We start from the raw sequence: 17,052 nt of genomic DNA on the forward strand, positions 1-17,052 counted from the left end.
GTGCGATGACCGCGCCCGCGGGCACGAAGCCCGAGATCGCCGACCCGGACCGCTACGCGCCCGGGTTCGAGGTCGTGATCGACGGCCTCCAGGCCGACCCGACCACCCGCAACGACATCCTCGACATCAAGGTGCACCGCGACCTCGACGAGATGTCCGGCTTCGACCTGGAGCTGAACAACTGGGACGACGTCACCTTGAAGTTCAAGCACAGCGACTCCGAACAGCTGCGCATCGGCACCCGCGTGTCCGTCCGGCTCGGCTACGCCGACCAGCTGCTGACCGTCGGCACCGGGACGATCAGCTCGCTCGCGCCCAAGTTCCCGGACGCCGCCTCGCCGACCGTCTCGATCACCTGCGTGGACGGGATGCTCGCGCTGAAGGACCGCAAGCCCACGAAGGAAGAGGACAAGAACTTCGTCGGCAAGACCGACTGGGAGATCGCCGAGCAGATCGCCCGGCGCAACAAGCTGGCCTTCAAGACGACCCACGAAGGCCCGCGCCACGACCTCGTGGTGCAGAAGAACCAGTCCGACGCGCAGTTCCTGATGGAACGGGCGAAGCGGATCGACTTCGACTGCTACATCCTCCCGGACCCGAAGACCGGCGAGCAGACGCTGTACTTCATCAAGCCCACCGACGGCCGGGACAGCGGCGCGATCCGGGTGTTCCGCCTCGCCTACAGCCCCGGCCTGGCGACCGGGCCGAGCGGGCAGCCGGCCGGGCTGGTGCCCAACCTGCTCGACTTCACCCCGACGATGACCGTCTCCGACCAGGTCAGCAAGCTCACCGTGCACGGCTGGGACCCGGTGAAGGCCGAGCCGATCGAGTACGTCGCGACCGCGAAGGACCTGCCCGGCGGGCAGAACCAGAGCGACGGGCAGAGCGGGCCGGACGCGGCCGACAGCGCGGCGGGCGGCCGGCAGGAGGTCGTCGTCGACGCGCCGGTGCTCAGCCAGGAAGAGGCCAAGGAGCTGGCCATCGCGCTGCTGCGGGAGCGGGCGTACGAGTTCATCACCGCGACCGGCCGGGTGGCCGGGCTGCCGGAGCTGCGGCCGGGGGACAACCTCGAGATCTTCGGCCTCGGCAAGCGGTTCTCCGGCACCTACTTCGTCAAGCGCGTCGAGCACGCCCTCAACTCGAGCGGCTTCTTCACCACGTTCACCGGCCGGAAGATCTTCCAGGGGGACAAGAAATGACGGCGATGCCCCGGGCCATGGCGACCGACCGGCGCTTCTACGGCGTCGCGCCGGCGGAGGTCGTGGAGAACGACGGCGACGACGAAGGCCGGGTGAAGGTCAAGTACTACTGGCTGGACGGCGGCGCGTCGATCAGCCCCTGGATCCGCGTCAGCCAGCTCTACGCCGGCGCCGGCTACGGCTCGGTGTTCGTGCCCGAGGTCGGCGACGAGGTGCTGGTCGCGTTCTTCCAGGGCGACATGCGGCAGCCGTACGTGCTCGGCGGGCTCTACAACGGCAAGAAGAAGCCGCCGGTCGCGCACAAGGACGGCGTCGACCAGAAGATCATCCGCACCAAGGCCGGGCACCGGATCCTCTTCGACGACCAGGAGAAGGAGATCACCATCAGCACCGCGTCGGGGGCGACCGTGGTGCTGAAGGACAGCGGCGAGATCACCGTCGAAGCCAAGACCGTCACGGTCAAGGCGGACGGCATCGACCTCGGCGGCGGCTCCACCGAACCCGTCGTGCTCGGCAACGCGCTGCTGGAGGCGTTCGTCCAGCACACCCATCCCGTGGTGGGCGCCAACACCGGCCCCGCGACGCCCCTCTCGCCGTCCGTGCTCGCGAAGAAGGTGAAGGCGACGTGACCGAACCCTTCCTCGGCACCGGCTGGCGGTTCCCGATCCTGCCCGACGAGACCGGCCGGCTCGCCTACGCCGTCGGCGAAACGAGCATCGAACACTGCCTGCGCGCGCTGCTGCTCACCGCCACCGGCGAGCGCGTGATGCGGCCGGACCTCGGCACGACGGTGAGCGAGTCGGTGTTCGCGCCCGGCAGCGTGCAGAACCTGCGCGAGCTGGAGCGGTCGGTCGCCGACGCGGTGCGCGACTTCGAGCCCCGGGTCGAGCTTTCGAGCGTGCTGGCCGAGGCCGACCCGGCCGACGAGTCCCGCGTGACGATCTCGGTCGAGTACCGGATCCGGCGCACCAACACCAAGGCCAACCTGGTGTTCCCGTTCTACCTCGGGATGACGGGGGCGACGCCGTGACGCTGCCCGTGCCGAAGCTCGACGACCTCACCTGGGCCGACCTGATGGCGGCCGTCACGCGCCGCATCCCGGCGGAGTCGGACGGCACGTGGACGCTGCACGCGCCCGTCGACCCCGGCGTCACGCTCCTCGAACTGTTCGCCTACCTGCTGGAGCAGCGGCTCTACTGGCTCGACCAGGCCCCGGACGAACTGGTCGTCGCGATCCTGAAGCTGCTGGGCCTGGAGCCACCGCGGCCAGCGCAGGCGGCGGCGACGGTGCTGGCGCTGAGGCCCGAGTCCGACGTCCCCGCCGAGGTGCCCGAGGGCACCGTCTTCGCCCGCGACCCCGCCGCGGCCATCCGGTTCAGCCTCGACGACGACGTCACCGCGTTCCCGGTCGAGGGCGAGGCGGCGGTCTTCACCGACCGCGACCGCACCGCGGACCTGCGCGCCCGGCGCGGGGTCCCGCTGCTGGCGAGCGACGGCTCGGCCGCGTCGGCCCGGTTCACCCTGCCGCTGACCGGCGCGCACACCACAACCGGCTGGTTGTCGGTGTTCTTCGAGCTGGACTCGCCGGTGCCGCCGTCCTGGTCGCCGCTCGCGGCGCCCGCCGCCCCGCCCGCCGAGCTGACGTGGTCGTGGTTCCGGCCGTCCGGCGACGCCTCCGGGGCGTTCGAAGAGGTGGAGGACGGCACCGGCGGCCTGCGGCGGTCCGGCGTGGTGCGGCTGCGGCCGCCCGCCGACTGGTCCACAGTCCACAACGGACTGCTGGTGTCCACCCCGGCCGCGACCTACGCGTCGCCGCCGCGGCTGCTGCGGCTGGCGGTCAACGTCTCGGCGGCCCGCCACCTCGAACACCGCGCGGTCACCGGCTTCACCGACCAGACCGACGAGTGGCTGAAGCTGCCCGGCCAGCGGCTCGTGCTGCCGGACGCGGCCGGCCGGCTGCTCGGCGCGGAACTCCGGCTCGCCGACGAGGAGTGGGAGTCGGCCGTCGACTTCACCTTCGGCACCTCGCGTGACCGCGTCTTCCTGCTGGACCGGGACGAGGGCGCGCTCGTGTTCGGCGACGGGCTCACCGGCCGGATTCCGCGTCCGGAGGGCGAGACGGTCGTCGAGTACTCGATCGGCGGCGGCCGCGACGGCAACGGCGGCGTCACCGGCAACTGGCTGCCCGTGACCGCGGATTCCCCGGTGCGCGCGGCGAACCTCGTCCAGGCCGACGGCGGCGCGGACCCGGAAACGCCGGCCCGTGCCCGCGACCGGGCCGCGGGCGCGCTCGGCGAAGTGACCAGGGCGGTCACCGCCGAGGACTTCGTCACCTTGGCGGTCACGACGCCCGGCGTGGCGGTCGGCCGGGCGTACGCCGCGCTCGGCGAGCACCCGGGCTTCCCCTGCGCGCGGGTGCCCGGCGCGGTGACCGTCCACATCGTCCCGTCGGTGCCGCGGGACGGCGCGGACGTCGTGCCGGCTCCGGTGCCGGACCCGGGCACGGTGTGCGCGGTCGCCGCCCGGCTGGCGAAAACCCGGCTGCTGACGGCCGAGGTGTTCGTGCGCGCCCCGGCGTACCGCGACGTCCGGTTGCGCGTCGACCTGTCCGGCACGCCCGCCGACCGCGTGAAGGTGTCCACAGTGGCCGGTGACGCGCTGCGCAGGTTCCTCGACCCCTTGGTCGGCGGCGACGACGAAACGGGCTGGCCGCTCGGCGAGGCATTGCGGCCCTCGGCGTTGCTCCGGGCCGCCCAGCAGGCACTCGGCGACCTGGCCGACGTGACGGCGGTCGCGATCGGCGTCGACGGCGCGGACCCGGCGCAGACGTGCGACGACGTCGAGCTGCGCGCCGGCGAGCTGCCGGTGGTGCGGGAAGTGCGGACCCACGTGGTGCCCGCCGTCGAGCCGGGGGAGGGCTTGCTGTGACCGACGTCTGGTGGGCCCGCGACTCGGGCGAAGACGCGCGCATGGTCCCCGGCCCGGGACCGTCCGGGGTGCAGCCGCAGCTGGTGGACGCGACGCGGGAAGCGGTGCGGGCCGCCGTGCGCGATCGCATCCCCGGCTACACCCCGGACTGGACCGACCCCGACCGGCAGGACGCCGGCGTCGCGCTCGTGCGGCTCTTCGGCACCCAGGCCGAGCCCGTGCTCGCCCGGGTCAACCGGCTGCCGGAGAAGATCCTCGCCGAGCACCTGACCACGTCCGGCGTGCGCCGCCGCCCGGCCACCGCGGCCGCCGCGCTGCTGGAGTTCACCGTGACCCCGCCGGACGGTGCCTCGGTGCTCGTGCCCGCCGGGTTCCAGGCCGCCGCGTCCGGCACGGACGGCGACATCGTCTTCGAGACCGACCAGGACCTCTACGCCACCCCCGCGACCCTCGCCGTGCTCGCGGTGCAGCGGGGCGGCGCGCTCGAACCGGTCCCGCTCGGCCCGAGCGGACCCGGCCGCCCGTTCGCGCCGTTCGGCACCGAACCCCAGCCCGGCAACGCGCTCTGGCTGGGCCTCGACGGCACGGCGAGCCCGTTCCCCTCACTGTCGCTGGGCTTCGTGATCGCGGCCGCGCCGCCGACGCCCGCGGCCGCCGGCGGGCTCACGCCGCTGCCCGTCGCGCCCCAGCCGCTGCTGCGCTGGGACGTCCTCGACGGCGGCCGGTTCGTTCCCGCCGAGGTCGTCCGGGACGAGACCCAGGGTCTGCGCGCCAGTGGCACGATCGAGCTGCGGCTGCCGCGCACGTGGGCGCCCGGGCAGCCGCCGACCGCCCGGCCCGGCCCGGCGTTGCGCTGGCTGCGGCTGCAGGTGACGAACGGCCTGGTCACGGTCGCGCCACCGCTGGTGTCCGGGCTCCGGCTGAACACGGTGGCCGCCACCGCCGCCCGCACGATCTTCGACGAGGCACTGGAACCGATCCAGGACCCGGCCACGCCGTCGCAGCGGCGGCAGCTGCGGCTGAGCCAGGTCCCGATCCTGGCCGGCAGCGTCGTGATCGAGGTCGACGACGACCCGGGCACCGATCTTTTCGGGACCACCGAAGAAAACGCCTCGCGCTGGCAGGAGGTGCCGAGCCTCGCCGCGTACGGGCCGGACGACCGCGTGTTCGCCGTCGACTACGCCACCGGGATCGTCACCTTCGGCGACGGCGTCAACGGCGCGCCCGTGCCGCCGGGTTTCCGCAACGTCCGGGCCGTGCGGTACCGCGTCGGCGGCGGTGCGGCGGGCGCGGTCGCGGCCGGTGCGGTCAACGGCGTCGTCACCGCGCGGCCGTTCGTGACCGGCGTGACCAACCCGTTCCCGGCCACCGGCGGCGCGGACGCCGAGCCGGACGCCGACGTCGTGCGGCGCGGGGTGGGCGAGCTGCGGTCCCGCGGCCGCGCCGTCGCCCCCGCCGACTACGGCCTGCTGGCGCTGCGCGCGCCCGGCGCCTCGATCGCCCGCGCGCACGGCGTGCCCGGCCTGCACCCGGACTTCGCCGGCGCACCGATCCCCGGGGTCGTCGGCGTCCTCGTGGTGCCGCCGATCGAGGCGAGCACGACCGAGCCGCCCGTGCCGACGGCCGAGACGCTGCGCGCGGTGGCCGAATACCTGACCCGCGAGGTGGCGCCGGCCGGCATCACGGTGGTCACCGGCCCGGTCGCGTTCCGGCGGATCGCCGTCGAGGCCCGGGTCGTGCTCGACGCGGACCAGGACCGGGCCGCCGTCCTCGCGCGGGCGGCCGACGCCGTGACGACCTACCTCGACCCGCTGCGCGGCGGGGAGGACGGCGGCGGCTGGCCGTTCGGCGGCGCGGTGCGGCACACGCCGCTCGTGCGCCGGCTGCTCTCCGTCGACGGCGTCCTGGCGGTGTCCGGGCTTTCGCTCACGGCCGACGGGCTGCGCCTGCCGCCCTGCGCCGACCACCCGATCCCGCCGGACGACCTGGTGTGGCCGGACCGCCCGCTGCTGATCCCGGTGGAGGAGACGCCATGACGTGCACGCCCACCACCGTCACGTTCCGGCTCCTCGACGACGTCGTCGGGTGGGACCAGGACGCGGTGGCGAACGTCGTCGGGTTCGACGACGAGACCGGCGTCCGGCTCGCCTACGCCGGTTCGTCCCCGGACGGGCCGACGCGGCCGCAGCTGCTGCCGTGGTTCCCCGACCCGCGGCTCGCGCCCGGCTGCGGTCCGTGCGGCTGGTACCTGTTGTCGGGCAAGCGGTTGCTGCGCCGCGACACCTGCGCCGGCGGCTGGCGGCCCGTCTGGGCCCCGTACTGCGACCCCCGGCTGCTGCACGCACCGGCCGCGGTCGCCGCGCGCGGGCACCGCGTCGCCGTGGTCGACTCGGACCGGGTCTTCGTGTGGCGCAACGAAGGCGACCAGCTGACCGCGGTGATCCGGCTGCCGCACGCCACGGTCGTCGCGCTCGCCCAGGACGAGCAGGTGCTCGTCGCCCGCGCGGGCAGCGGCCGGCTGTGGCGGTACGGCCCCGACGGGGGCCTGTGCGAGGTCGTCCGGACGCACGTCCGCGGCGAGATCATCGGGATCCGCACCGGGCCGGGCCGCACGATCTGGCTGCTCACCGAGGAAGACGGCAAGCTCCGCATCTACCGGAACCGCCACGAGTCCACTGTGGATGAACTGGCCGCCGCGCTGCCGCCGAGCTCGCTGATCGGTGCGGACGACGACGGCTTCTGCCTGCGGGAGACGGGCCCCGACGGCGACGTGACCTCCTGCTACGACTGGGCGGGCGAGCCGCGTGACGCACCGGCGCCGGCGTCGGGGCAGTTCGTGACCGAGGGCGTGTTCACCACCGGCCGGATCGACAGCGGGATCTCGCGCTGCCGCTGGCACCGGGTGCGGGTCGAGGCCGACGTGCCGGCGGGTACGGCGGTGTCCGTCGCGGTCGTCGTGTCGGAGGACGGCAAGTTCGCCGCCAGCGACTGGCAGACCGCGCCCGCCGGCGTCACCGACTTCCTCGTCGACCAGCCACCCGGGCGCTACCTCACGGCCCGGGTGCGGCTGTCCGGCGACTCGGCGGCGACCCCGGTGCTGCACCGGATCCGGCTGGACTTCCCGCGGTCCACCAGCGCGGACCTGCTGCCCGCCGCGTTCCGGCAGGACCCGGCGGCCGACGACTTCACCGAGCGGTTCCTGTCGCTGTTCGACGCCACCACGGCCGAGATCGACCGGGTCGTCGAGCGCTACCCGGCGCTGCTCGACCCGGCGGGCGTGCCGGACGGGGCACTGCCGTGGCTGGCCGGGCTGCTCGGCCTCTCCTTCGAAGCAGGCTGGGACGCGGAAACGCGCCGGAAGCTGATCAAGGCCGCTCCCGCGCTCTACCGGCGGCGCGGCACGCCCTGCGCGCTGAAGGAGGCGATCGAAATCGTCTTCGGCGTCGAGGCGGTCGTCGAGGAACTGGCCGGCGACCGCCACTGGGCGCAGGTGCGCGCGACCGCGGGACCGCCGTCCGCGCGCGGCCTCGGCTCGGTGCGGCTGTTCGGCCGCTCGTCGGCGCGGCTGCGGCTCGGTACCTCGACGCTGGGCGGGGCGCCGCTGCGGGCGTTCGGCGACCCGGACACCGACCCCCTCACCGAGCACGCCCACCGGTTCCGCGTCCTGCTGCCGGCCGGCGCGGCCGACGAGGACGCGGTGCGGCGCCTGGTCGTCCGGCAGGCGCCCGCGCACACGAGGGGTTCGGTGCGCGCCGGCGGGACGGGGTTCGTGGTCGGCGCGCGGTCGGCGGTCGGGGTGGACACCGCGTTCGTCCCGCTGCCGCCGCCGGTGGTGGGCGCCGTGCGCCTGAACCACGACGGAGTACTGAGACCCGGGCCACGGGGTGCCCGCCACGGGGTGGGCGTCGGCGTGGTGTCCGCGGTCGGGGCCCACACGCGAGTGTCTTGAGAGGACAGAAGAGAGATGACCGAGGCAACGACGCACGACCAGCCCTTCCGCCGGCTGCGGTACTTCCACGGGCGGCTGCTCACCGCCCGCGACTTCCAGCGCGAGCAGGAGTACTTCCGCGAGAAGCTGAAGCTGCGGATGCGCTGCCTGCTCGGCTACGGCGTGGTGTGCGGGCTGTTCGTGGAACCGGCTCCGGCGGCCGACGAGAAGGAGAAGCACGAACACCAGGCGCGGGTGCGCATCACCGCCGGGCTCGGCGTGGACTGCGAAGGCAACGAGGTCGTCGTACCGGGCGCCTGCGGGGTCGACCTGTGGGACGCGCTGCACGAGGACGAGCGGACCGGTGGGACGACGGTGTGGGTCGGCGTCGAGTACACCGAGCGCGCGGTCGAGCCGACCCGGACCGTGTTCAACTCCGCCTGCGCGGACACCTCCGACTGCGACTTCGGTTACACCGAAGAGAGTTACTGCGTCAGGGTCACCACGAAGACGCCGCCCGAGGACGAGCGCTGCGAGACCTGCTGCACCCCGTGCGAGCACAAAGTCCTGTGGCTGGCCCGGATCGACGACGTCGACTTCGGAAAGCCCGTCCGCGAGGAGCAGATCCACCTGGACGTCCGCCGGTTCTTCGGCCGGTACGTGCCGACCGTGATCACCGGGATCAACTGGCGCCACGGCCACACCTACACCGTCGACCAGGCCAAGGAGCTGCTGGGCACGCAGAAGAACTCGGGCGGGCTGGTCGTCGAGTTCTCCGACGACGTCCGCGTCGACAGCCTGCGCCGCGGCGTGGTCGAGATCCAGGTGATCGAAGGCGGCGCCGGCCGCAACGCCGACACCTGGTACATGGGCGGGAAGTTCGAGGAACCCACCGAAAAGGACGGCGAGTTCACCCGGCACTTCCGCTACCGGCAGACGACCCGCGAGACGCTCCAGGACGGCGACCGCGTGCTGGTCACGGTCCGCGCGGCGTTCCTGCTCGACCGCTGCTGCCGCCCGGTGGACGGCACCAACGTCGGCGGCCGGGTTCCCTTCATCGGCGCCGCGAAGGCCGAGGCCGAAACCGAAACGGGCCACGGCCACGACCCGAAGCCCGAGCCCGACCCCGACCCGACGGGCTGCCTGGTCCCGCCGTCGGGCATCGGGCCGTGGACGTCGGGCACCGGCGCGGGCGGCGACGTCTTCGAGAGCTGGTTCTTCATCACCGAGGAGCGTTCATGAGCAAGCCTGATTGCGGGTGCGGGTGCGGCGGGACGTCGGCCTTCCCGGCCGCGTTCGTCCGGCCGCGGTTCTACGCGGGCCAGCTGCTCACCGAGGACGACCTGTCCCTGCTGACCGACTACGTGGCCGGAAAGGACCGGCTGCACAACCGGATGCTGTCCGGCCCGGGTGTCGTGTGCGGGCTCGAGGTGTCCTGCGATTCGTGCGCGGGCGGGACGGTCCTCGTGCACCCCGGCCACGCGCTCGACTGCTGCGGCAACGACATCGTGCTGTCCTGCAAGGAGAAGGTCGACGTCCAGGCGCTCGTGCGCGAGCTGCGGGTGTCCTCGCCCGGGGTCGACTGCGGCGACCCGTGCGACGACGGCTCGCGCCACTACGGGCTGTACGTGCGGTACGAGGAGAACATGGCCGACCCGGTGGCGCCGTTCGCCACCGAGGAGCCGTGCCCGACACCGGGCTGCGTGCCTTCGCGGGTCCAGGAGGGTTTCCGGTTCGTCGTCAAGTGCGACACCGCCGACGACCACCGCTACAACCCCGGCACGCGCCTGCTGGCGCGGATCGGCCCGCTGGACAAGTACGAGGCGGTCCGCCTGCGCGCCCAGCGGCTCGGGCTGTACCTGGACGCGATGTCGCTGGCCAAGTCCGCTTCGACCCGGACGATCGAGCTGGCGCCGGCCGACCGGGCCCGCTACCAGGAGTCGCTGGAATGGTTGCAGGACAACGCCGAAGTGACGCTGACCCCGCCGGTCGTCGCCGAGATGACCGAGCGGGTCCGCGCGGTGGCCGGCACGCTCGCCCGGCACGACACCTACGACGCCGACGCGCAGCCGGGGCTGGAGCTCGGTGACGTCGGCGCCGCCCGGCAGGTCCTCGGCGCGGCGTGCGAGCGGCTGGCCGGGACCGACGCGGAGAAGATGTGGCCCGAGCCGGTGCACCGCTCGATCGCCCTCGCCGTCGTGGCCGAAGCGCGGGCCCGCGTGGTCGAGCAGGACCACGACGCGCCGCTGGAGGTCCGCCTGCTGGCGCAGGGCACGCCGATCGGCAACGTGCTGCACGTCGAGTTCCGGTCCGACCTGGTCCAGCTGCGCGAATGGCTGCTGGGCCGGCTCGACCGGGTGCCGGGCGTCGCGGACTGCGGGTTGCGCGACGAGGTGCGGCAGGTGGCGGTGCCGCAGCCGCTGCCGACACCCGAACCGGACCCCGCGCAGCGCCTGGCGATCACCGACGTCGACCAGCTCGCCGACGCCGCCGGCAAGCTCACCCGGCACCTGCAGCGGTTCGTCACCGACGCCGCCTGCTCGACGCTGAACCCGCCGTGCGGCGACTGCACCGACAACGACGTGCTGCTCGCGCACCTGGAACTGGACGGCTGCGACGTGGTGCGCGTCTGCTCGGCGACGCGGGAGCAGGTGCTGCCGGGCGGCTCCGCGTACGGCGAGTGGCTGCCGAAGCTCTACCGGCTGCGCGAGCTGGCCGAGCGGGTGTGCTGCCAGCCGGCGCCGGTGTACCGCGAGCCGACGCCACCGCCGGACGGCCCGGTGCCGGCGGCCTACGTGGCGGGCCTGTTGGTCCGCTGGCCCCGCGACACCGACCTGGACCGGATGTGGAGCCTGCTGGTCCGGCCCGCGCCGGGCGAGACACCGCCGAAGCCGATCCACGAGCAGGTGTACACCGTGCCGGCCGAGGTGACCGACAGCCTGCAGGAGATGAACGCGCTGCGGGGGCAGGTGAGCGACCTCGTCGCGACCGTCGAGGCGTTGCGCGGGCAGCTGGACTCCGCGCGGGAGCAGGTTTCGCGGGTGCGCGAGGAACTGCCGGACCGGCTGTCCGACCGGCTTTCGGAGCTCGAGAACGCGCCGGAAGCGGACTCCACGGCGGCGGAGGAGGACGAGGAGGAGACGGTGAAACCGAAGCCGCCGCCTCGGCGGTCCCGGTCGACGTCGAGCCGCAGCGGCGGCACGGCCCGCAAGCCGCGGTCGGGTGAGTCGTCGTGACCGGTCCGCTGCGCCCGGAGTTCCGCGAGGGTCAGGTGCTCGCCGCCGCGGACCTCGCGGCGACCGTCGCCTACGCCCGCGCGACGGCGGTCCGGCACGCCCGCCTGGCGCACGACTGGGGTATCGCCGACGGGCTCGGCCTGACGACCGAGAACCGGACCGACCCGGCGACGGGCGCCCGGTACGTCGAGGTGAGCGTGCAGGGCGGCCTGGCGGTCGACGGGACCGGCCGCGAGATCGTGGTGCCGGCGCCGATCGTGCTGTCGGAGGCGGACTTCGCGGCCGTCAACGGCGCCGACCGGCCCACGACCGAGCCGTACCCGGTGTTCCTCACCGCCGCCGACCGGGCCCAGCCGGGCACCGGGCCGGCGTCGTGCGCCGGTTCGTCGGGGCCGACGCGGGTGGCGGAGTCCTACCAGATCCTCTTCCGGCGGCTCGGCGACGAACGGCTGGTGGCCGACCAGCAGCCGCCCGCCGTGAACGCCGCGCCGGCCGCCCCGCCCGTCCAGTGGCTGGTGCTGCTGGGCTTCGTCCAGTGGACCGCCGGGCACTTCACGGCGGTGTTCCCGGCGGCCCGGGGCGTCGGCCCGCGGTACCTCGGCGTGCGCGCGGACACCGTGTCGGCCCGGTCCGGCTCGCTCGAGCTGCGGACCCGGCCCGAGGTGCAGGAGGGGAAACCGGCGCTGGTGCTGTCCGGATCGGACGCTCCGACCCTGGTCTACGGGCTGTACAAGGGAACCGGCGTCGTCGACCCGCTGCTGACGGTGGAGTCCAACGGCAACCTCACCATCGCGGGCAGCTTCTCCGGCCGGATCTCCGCGGGCAGCGTGCTGGCGACGTCCGGCAGCGCGACGGACGGCGTGGTGCTGCCGCTGCCGTCCGGGGTGACGCCGGAGGAGGTCGCCGACGGCCGCGTGTCGCTGCACGTCCAGGTGACCCCGCGGATCCCGCCGACGGCAACGGGTTCGGCCCTGACCAGCCCGGCCGAGGCCACTGTGGACAGTGCGCGGCGCGTGCGGTGCCGGATCCGGGTCTACGACCCCACGGCGTCCCCGGCACAGGTCTTCGAACAGCCGGGCGTGGTCGACTTCCTGGTACTGGCAACGGTCGCGGCGACGGGTGGTGGTGGCTGACCATGAGCCTCTTCGTGGTGTACGTGAAGAAGACCGGCCACGTCGTCGGCGCGGTCCGGGCGGTCGGCGCGGGTTTGCCGGCCGTGGCCGAGGTGGTCGGCGACGAATTGCCGGTGCGCGTCTCCCTCCTCCCGGAGGAGGTCGCGACGCTCACCCTGGACGCCGGCGAGCTGGCCGTGCAGGAAGCCGACGACGAGCCGGACGTGTTCCTCGACCCGCTGGCGTTCGGCGTCGAGCCGGTGCCGGCGGGGCAGCCGGCGAAACCCGCGCTCGTGCCGCTGCCGGCGTCGAGCAAGCCGCTGGTGTTCCAGAACAACGGACTGCGCGTCGAGGTGGACAACCCGGTCGGCGCCGACACCGTGGTGCGGGCCTTCATCTCGGCCGGGCCGTCGACGACCGTGCTGCCCGGGCAGATCAACCAGGGCGACACGGTCACGACGCTCCCGACGGCCGTCGACGACGACCCGCACGGCGTGCTGGTCCTCGTCCCCGGCTGGGCGGGCCGGCTGGAGAAGGTCGAGAAGCCGTGAGCGCGCCCACCACCGGCGAGATCACCGTGCGCCACTGCGTGGTGCACGTGGTCCGGCGGGGTGGGTGGAGCTGGGGCCCCGATCCGCGCGGTCTCGTCCAGCGGGTGCTCGACGCGCTCCCCGAACTGCTGGCCGCGGAGTTCGACGAGTACCTCGCCGGGGACGGGCCGGACCTGGAGATCACCGCGCCTGTGCGGCTGTCGGTCCGGTTGTCCGCGGGCGGGGGAGGGCGGCTGGTGCCGGCCGGGCTGGTCGTCGAACCCGTCTCCGCTTCGCCGCGGGAGCCGGTCCCGCCGCCGGTGCCGGTGACCGTCCCGCCGTCGGCTGATTCGTCCACTGTGGATTCGAGTGGTCTCGACTTCGCCGCCGCCGCCGCTGACGACGCCGATGTCGCGGAGCCGACCGTGGCCGCGCTCTTCGAGGACCTCGCCGTCCGGGGCGAGCTGGCGGCGTTGCTCGGCCTGCTTCCCGAGGAGACCGTGCGCCGGTACCTGTCCGCGTTGGTCGGTGAACTCACTGTTCCGTCCGTTGCCGAGGCCGGTGACCGCATCGAGTCGTTCCTCGCCGGCTTCGAGGACGGGCCGGTCGCCGAACTGGCGGCGGAGCTGGTCCGACGGCGGTCGCTGCCGTGGCCGCCGGCGACCGACGCGGACCTCGCCGATGTGCTCGAGCTGCCGCGCGGTGCGGACGCGACCTCGCCCGCCGGCGGGGGAACGGCCGTCTCGCCGCGGCCGCCGGGGGAGACGAGGGTCGGCTCGGTACTGCCGTTCCTGCTGGCCGGGCCACTGGCGCGGACCGGCTACCTGGACGCGATCGGCCCCGCGCTGTCCGGAGTGGACTTGCTGCCGGAAACTCCGCTGTTCGCCGCGGCTCTGGCGTACAAAGTGCTGGGCGCGCCGCAGCGAGGCTGGCGCCGGGCGCCCGGCGACGACGTCTCGGCGGCGGCGTTCGCCGGCCTGGAGTCGGTGCCGGACCTGACCGCCTTCGCCCGCCGGGTGGCTCCCGCGCTGCCGGTGCTCGACGGCGTGCTCGCGCTGTCGCTGTGCCGCGGCCACGATCCCGCCGACCCGCTGGTGGTCGCGGGGGTGGACGACGGCCTGCTGCTCATCGACGCCCGCGGACTCTTCCCGGTGGCGTGGTCGTCCACAGTGGACGGGCTGCTGCCGCACTGGGAAGCGTGCGGCCGGCCGCCGGTGCTGGTCCGGGCCGGCCCGCTCCCGCCGGCGTGCCTGCGCGACCTCGCCGCGGCGGGCGTCCGGTTCATCACGGACGCGCGCCCGGTGCGCGACGACCCGCTGACCCGCCTGCGGTGGCGCACTCCACTGTGGACGACCGGCGGCGTGGAACCGCGGCTGGCCGCGCAGCTGGCCGCCGAGCGCGTGGACGAGTTGGTCCGCACGGTGTTCGTCGAGCACCGCGCCGTGCCCTTGGCAGCGGACCGCGCCCTGGACCGCACCGTCGCGCTGGCGGCGTCGCTGGCCATGGGCATGATCGCCGGGCAGCTGTGGGACGGCGACACCCCGGTCCTGACCTTGGCGAGGTTCGCCGACCTCGAAGCCACGGTCCGGTTCACCCGCGACGCGGTGCGGGTCAAGGTCCCGCTGGGCCGCCGCCACACGGACCTGTGGCGGGGCGGCGCCCTCACCGACGTGCCCGATGTGGTCTGGCTCGGCGGCCGGACCCTGACCTTCTCCGGTGGCTGACGTGAGCGCTTTGGCGGTCGAGCACCTGCGGGCGCGAATGGCGGAGCTGCACCAGGCGCTGCGGATCGCCGTCGCCGCGCAGGCCGAGGCGGCGGCGGCGCTGACGCGTCCGGACCTGACGCCGTTCTGCGTGACGGACGAACAGGTGGACGCGCTGCTGGACCGCGTCGACGCGTTCACCGAAGCGATGACCGAGCCGCCGTCGCCGTCCCGCGCGGACCGTGAGTCCGAACAGCAGCTGCGGCGCCTCGCCGCGTCGCGCGGGGTCACGCTGCCGCTGGACGCGCTGGCGACCCGCTACGGCCTGTCCCGGGGCGAGCAGGACGCGCTGCTGCTGGTGGCCGCGCCGGAGCTGGACCCGGGCTACGAGCGCGTCTACGCCTACGTCGTGGACAACCTCAACCGGCGCGCGCCGTGCGTGGAGCTGCTGGTCACGGTGCTCGGGGAGACGCCGGCGGACCGGCTGGCGCTGCGCCGCGCGCTGGGCGCGGCGGGCCGGCTGCGCCGCTACGGCCTGCTGCGGGCGTACGGCGAGGCACCGGCCGAGCCGGCCCGTGAGCTGGCGCTCGGCGACGGCGTGTTCGAGTACCTGATGGGCTGGGGCGGCGACGTCGGCACGCTGGGCGACGACCCGGGCGAAGTCGCGCCGGCACCGGCGCCGGGCTACCTCGAGTCGGCCCGGCTGACCCGGCTCGGGCAGGCCCTGCGCACCGGCGACGTCGACGTGGTCGGCCTGTGGGGGCTGCCCGCCGACAGCCAGCTCGACGCGGCCCAGGCACTGGCGGCCGCGGCGGGCAGGCCCCTGCGCCGCGCGGGCGCCGACCTGGCGGCCGACCTGCGCACGGCGGCGGCGCTCGAGGCGGTCCTCTGGGTCCCGACCGACGGCCGCGCGACCCACCCGGACGAGGTCCTGGTGCGTTCGGGCGTGCCGCTGTGCCTGACCGGCACGACGCCGTGGCGCCCGCCCCGGCTGCTGGCCGACCGCACGTACGCGGAGCTGACGATCCCGGCACCGAGCTTCCCGGAGCGGCGCGCGATGTGGTCGTCGGCGTTCCCGGTGCTGGATCCGGAGCTGCTGGCCGACCTGGCCGCCCGCTACCGCATGACGGGCGGCGAGCTGCGCGCGGTGGCGGCGGTGGCGGACGCGGACGCGCGCCTGTCCGGCAACGGCCGTCGCCTTTCGGAGCACGTGGAGCCGGCGATCGCGACGGTGACCCGCGGCCGCACGAGCGGCGCGGTGCAGTCGATCATCCCGCGCAGGGGATTGGCCGACCTGGTGCTGCCGGACGCCCAGATGAGCCAGATCGCGGAGATCGCGTCGGCGTTCCGCGCGTGGCCCCGCATCGCGGAGTCCTGGGGGTTCGCCCGCAAGTCGGCGACGGGCGGGGTGAAGGCGCTGTTCACCGGCGAGCCGGGCACGGGCAAGACGATGTCGGCGGAGGTCGTCACCGGGATCCTGGGGCTGGAGCTGCTGAAGGTGGACCTGTCGCAGGTGGTGTCCAAGTGGGTGGGGGAGACGGAGAAGAACATGGAGGCGGTGTTCCGCCAGGCGGAGGACAGCCACGCGGTGGTGCTGTTCGACGAGGCGGACGCGCTGTTCGGCAAGCGCGGAGAGGTCAAGCAGGGCACGGACCGCTACGCGAACCTGGAGGTCGGCTACCTGTTGCAGCGCCTGGAGGCGAGCGACGGGCTGATCATCTTGACGAGCAATTTGAAGGAGAACATCGACCCGGCGTTCACCCGGCGGTTCCACTTCGTGGTCCACTTCCCGCGGCCGTCGTCGGCTGAGCGTCGCCGGTTGTGGCAGTTGGCGTTCCCCCCGGAGGCGCCTTTGTCGTCGGACGTGGACGTGGACGTGTTGGCCCGCTTGGACATGACGGGAGCGGGGATCGCGTCGGCGGCCCGAACGGCGGCTCTCGCTGCCGCCGACGCTTCTTGTGCATCGATTTCGATGCGGCACGTGGTCCGCGGGGTGTCGCGGCAGTTCCAGCGCGAGGCTCGGTTGTTCCGTCCGGCGGAGCTGGGCCGGTATGCTGGGTTGCTGGCCGAGAACGGGAGTGCGTGATGCCGGAGTTGATGCCCCCGCAGACGAAGCCCGCGGTACCGGTGACCGCCCAGGAGTTGCGGACTGCTGCCGCTTCGGATCGGGGCAAGTCCAAGTTGGTTTTGGTGCCGGCGGTGGTGGGGAACGCGCAGGCGGCCAAGACGGCGATGGTCGGGTCGTCGAAGACGGTGCCGTCGCATTTGGCGTCGACGATGGCGGCGGGGCAGGACCGGGTGGGGAACGCCGCGGTAGCGGGGGCGGCTATGCGGGTGGTGCCGATGGCTGTCCCGAAGAAGGACGCCTGCCCGAACTGTTGAGCGTACAGGCTAGCTGGTTCACTGATGCTGGCGG

At 74.1% G+C, this 17,052-nt stretch carries 13 protein-coding genes; all 13 read left to right on the plus strand.

Annotated elements, in window-relative coordinates; all coding sequences use genetic code 11:
* The first annotated feature begins 5 nt into the window (after positions 1-5).
* From ACIQWX_RS46375 to ACIQWX_RS46435, 13 genes are read left to right on the plus strand one after another with little or no spacing between them, the layout of a single operon-like run.
* On the plus strand, positions 6-1,199 hold the full coding sequence (locus ACIQWX_RS46375; RefSeq protein ID WP_400885602.1) for a phage late control D family protein: 1,194 nt from the start codon (positions 6-8) through the stop codon (positions 1,197-1,199).
* Positions 1,196-1,828: a phage baseplate assembly protein V gene (locus tag ACIQWX_RS46380; RefSeq protein ID WP_400885605.1), complete on the plus strand. Its 633-nt coding sequence runs from the start codon at positions 1,196-1,198 to the stop codon at positions 1,826-1,828. Before ACIQWX_RS46375 ends, ACIQWX_RS46380 begins: the two co-directional genes overlap by 4 nt.
* Entirely contained in the window at positions 1,825-2,229 is a 405-nt protein-coding gene (locus ACIQWX_RS46385) for a GPW/gp25 family protein (RefSeq protein ID WP_400885608.1), read from the plus strand. Before ACIQWX_RS46380 ends, ACIQWX_RS46385 begins: the two co-directional genes overlap by 4 nt.
* Positions 2,226-4,127 (plus strand): baseplate J/gp47 family protein, encoded by a 1,902-nt coding sequence (locus ACIQWX_RS46390; protein ID WP_400885610.1) that lies wholly within the window; start codon positions 2,226-2,228, stop codon positions 4,125-4,127. The genes ACIQWX_RS46385 and ACIQWX_RS46390 overlap by 4 nt, the downstream gene beginning before the upstream one ends.
* Positions 4,124-6,163 (plus strand): putative baseplate assembly protein, encoded by a 2,040-nt coding sequence (locus ACIQWX_RS46395; protein WP_400885613.1) that lies wholly within the window; start codon positions 4,124-4,126, stop codon positions 6,161-6,163. The genes ACIQWX_RS46390 and ACIQWX_RS46395 overlap by 4 nt, the downstream gene beginning before the upstream one ends.
* A complete protein-coding gene (locus ACIQWX_RS46400) occupies positions 6,160-8,076 on the plus strand; it encodes a phage tail protein I (protein ID WP_400885616.1) in 1,917 nt (638 codons plus the stop codon). The genes ACIQWX_RS46395 and ACIQWX_RS46400 overlap by 4 nt, the downstream gene beginning before the upstream one ends.
* Before the next feature lie 15 nt (positions 8,077-8,091).
* Positions 8,092-9,297 carry a hypothetical protein gene (locus tag ACIQWX_RS46405; protein WP_400885619.1) on the plus strand — a complete coding sequence of 402 codons (1,206 nt, stop codon included), beginning with the start codon at positions 8,092-8,094 and terminating at the stop codon, positions 9,295-9,297.
* Positions 9,294-11,291, plus strand: a complete 1,998-nt coding sequence (locus tag ACIQWX_RS46410) for a hypothetical protein (RefSeq protein ID WP_400885622.1) — start codon at positions 9,294-9,296, stop codon at positions 11,289-11,291. The genes ACIQWX_RS46405 and ACIQWX_RS46410 overlap by 4 nt, the downstream gene beginning before the upstream one ends.
* Positions 11,288-12,424, plus strand: a complete 1,137-nt coding sequence (locus ACIQWX_RS46415; protein ID WP_400885624.1) for a hypothetical protein — start codon at positions 11,288-11,290, stop codon at positions 12,422-12,424. The genes ACIQWX_RS46410 and ACIQWX_RS46415 overlap by 4 nt, the downstream gene beginning before the upstream one ends.
* A 2-nt stretch (positions 12,425-12,426) precedes the next feature.
* Positions 12,427-12,954, plus strand: coding sequence for a hypothetical protein (locus ACIQWX_RS46420; RefSeq protein WP_400885627.1), 528 nt, complete (start codon positions 12,427-12,429; stop codon positions 12,952-12,954).
* The gene (locus ACIQWX_RS46425; RefSeq protein WP_400885628.1) at positions 12,951-14,657 is read left to right on the plus strand and encodes a hypothetical protein; all 1,707 of its coding nucleotides are present in this window, start codon (positions 12,951-12,953) and stop codon (positions 14,655-14,657) included. Before ACIQWX_RS46420 ends, ACIQWX_RS46425 begins: the two co-directional genes overlap by 4 nt.
* Complete coding sequence (locus ACIQWX_RS46430; protein ID WP_400885631.1) at positions 14,650-16,722, plus strand: ATP-binding protein; 2,073 nt, start codon at positions 14,650-14,652, stop codon at positions 16,720-16,722. The genes ACIQWX_RS46425 and ACIQWX_RS46430 overlap by 8 nt, the downstream gene beginning before the upstream one ends.
* Complete coding sequence (locus ACIQWX_RS46435) at positions 16,722-17,018, plus strand: hypothetical protein (RefSeq protein WP_400885634.1); 297 nt, start codon at positions 16,722-16,724, stop codon at positions 17,016-17,018. The genes ACIQWX_RS46430 and ACIQWX_RS46435 overlap by 1 nt, the downstream gene beginning before the upstream one ends.
* Positions 17,019-17,052 lie beyond the last annotated feature (34 nt).

Source organism: Amycolatopsis sp. NPDC098790 (assembly GCF_044759945.1).
GTDB lineage: Bacteria > Actinomycetota > Actinomycetes > Mycobacteriales > Pseudonocardiaceae > Amycolatopsis.

Coding starts and splice junctions, on each gene's coding strand:
- ACIQWX_RS46375 (WP_400885602.1), top strand. CDS start 6: ATGACCGCGCCCGCGGGCACGAAGCCCGAGATCGCCGACCCGGACCGC.
- ACIQWX_RS46380 (WP_400885605.1), top strand. CDS start 1,196: ATGACGGCGATGCCCCGGGCCATGGCGACCGACCGGCGCTTCTACGGC.
- ACIQWX_RS46400 (WP_400885616.1), top strand. CDS start 6,160: ATGACGTGCACGCCCACCACCGTCACGTTCCGGCTCCTCGACGACGTC.
- ACIQWX_RS46405 (WP_400885619.1), top strand. CDS start 8,092: ATGACCGAGGCAACGACGCACGACCAGCCCTTCCGCCGGCTGCGGTAC.
- ACIQWX_RS46410 (WP_400885622.1), top strand. CDS start 9,294: ATGAGCAAGCCTGATTGCGGGTGCGGGTGCGGCGGGACGTCGGCCTTC.
- ACIQWX_RS46420 (WP_400885627.1), top strand. CDS start 12,427: ATGAGCCTCTTCGTGGTGTACGTGAAGAAGACCGGCCACGTCGTCGGC.
- ACIQWX_RS46435 (WP_400885634.1), top strand. CDS start 16,722: ATGCCGGAGTTGATGCCCCCGCAGACGAAGCCCGCGGTACCGGTGACC.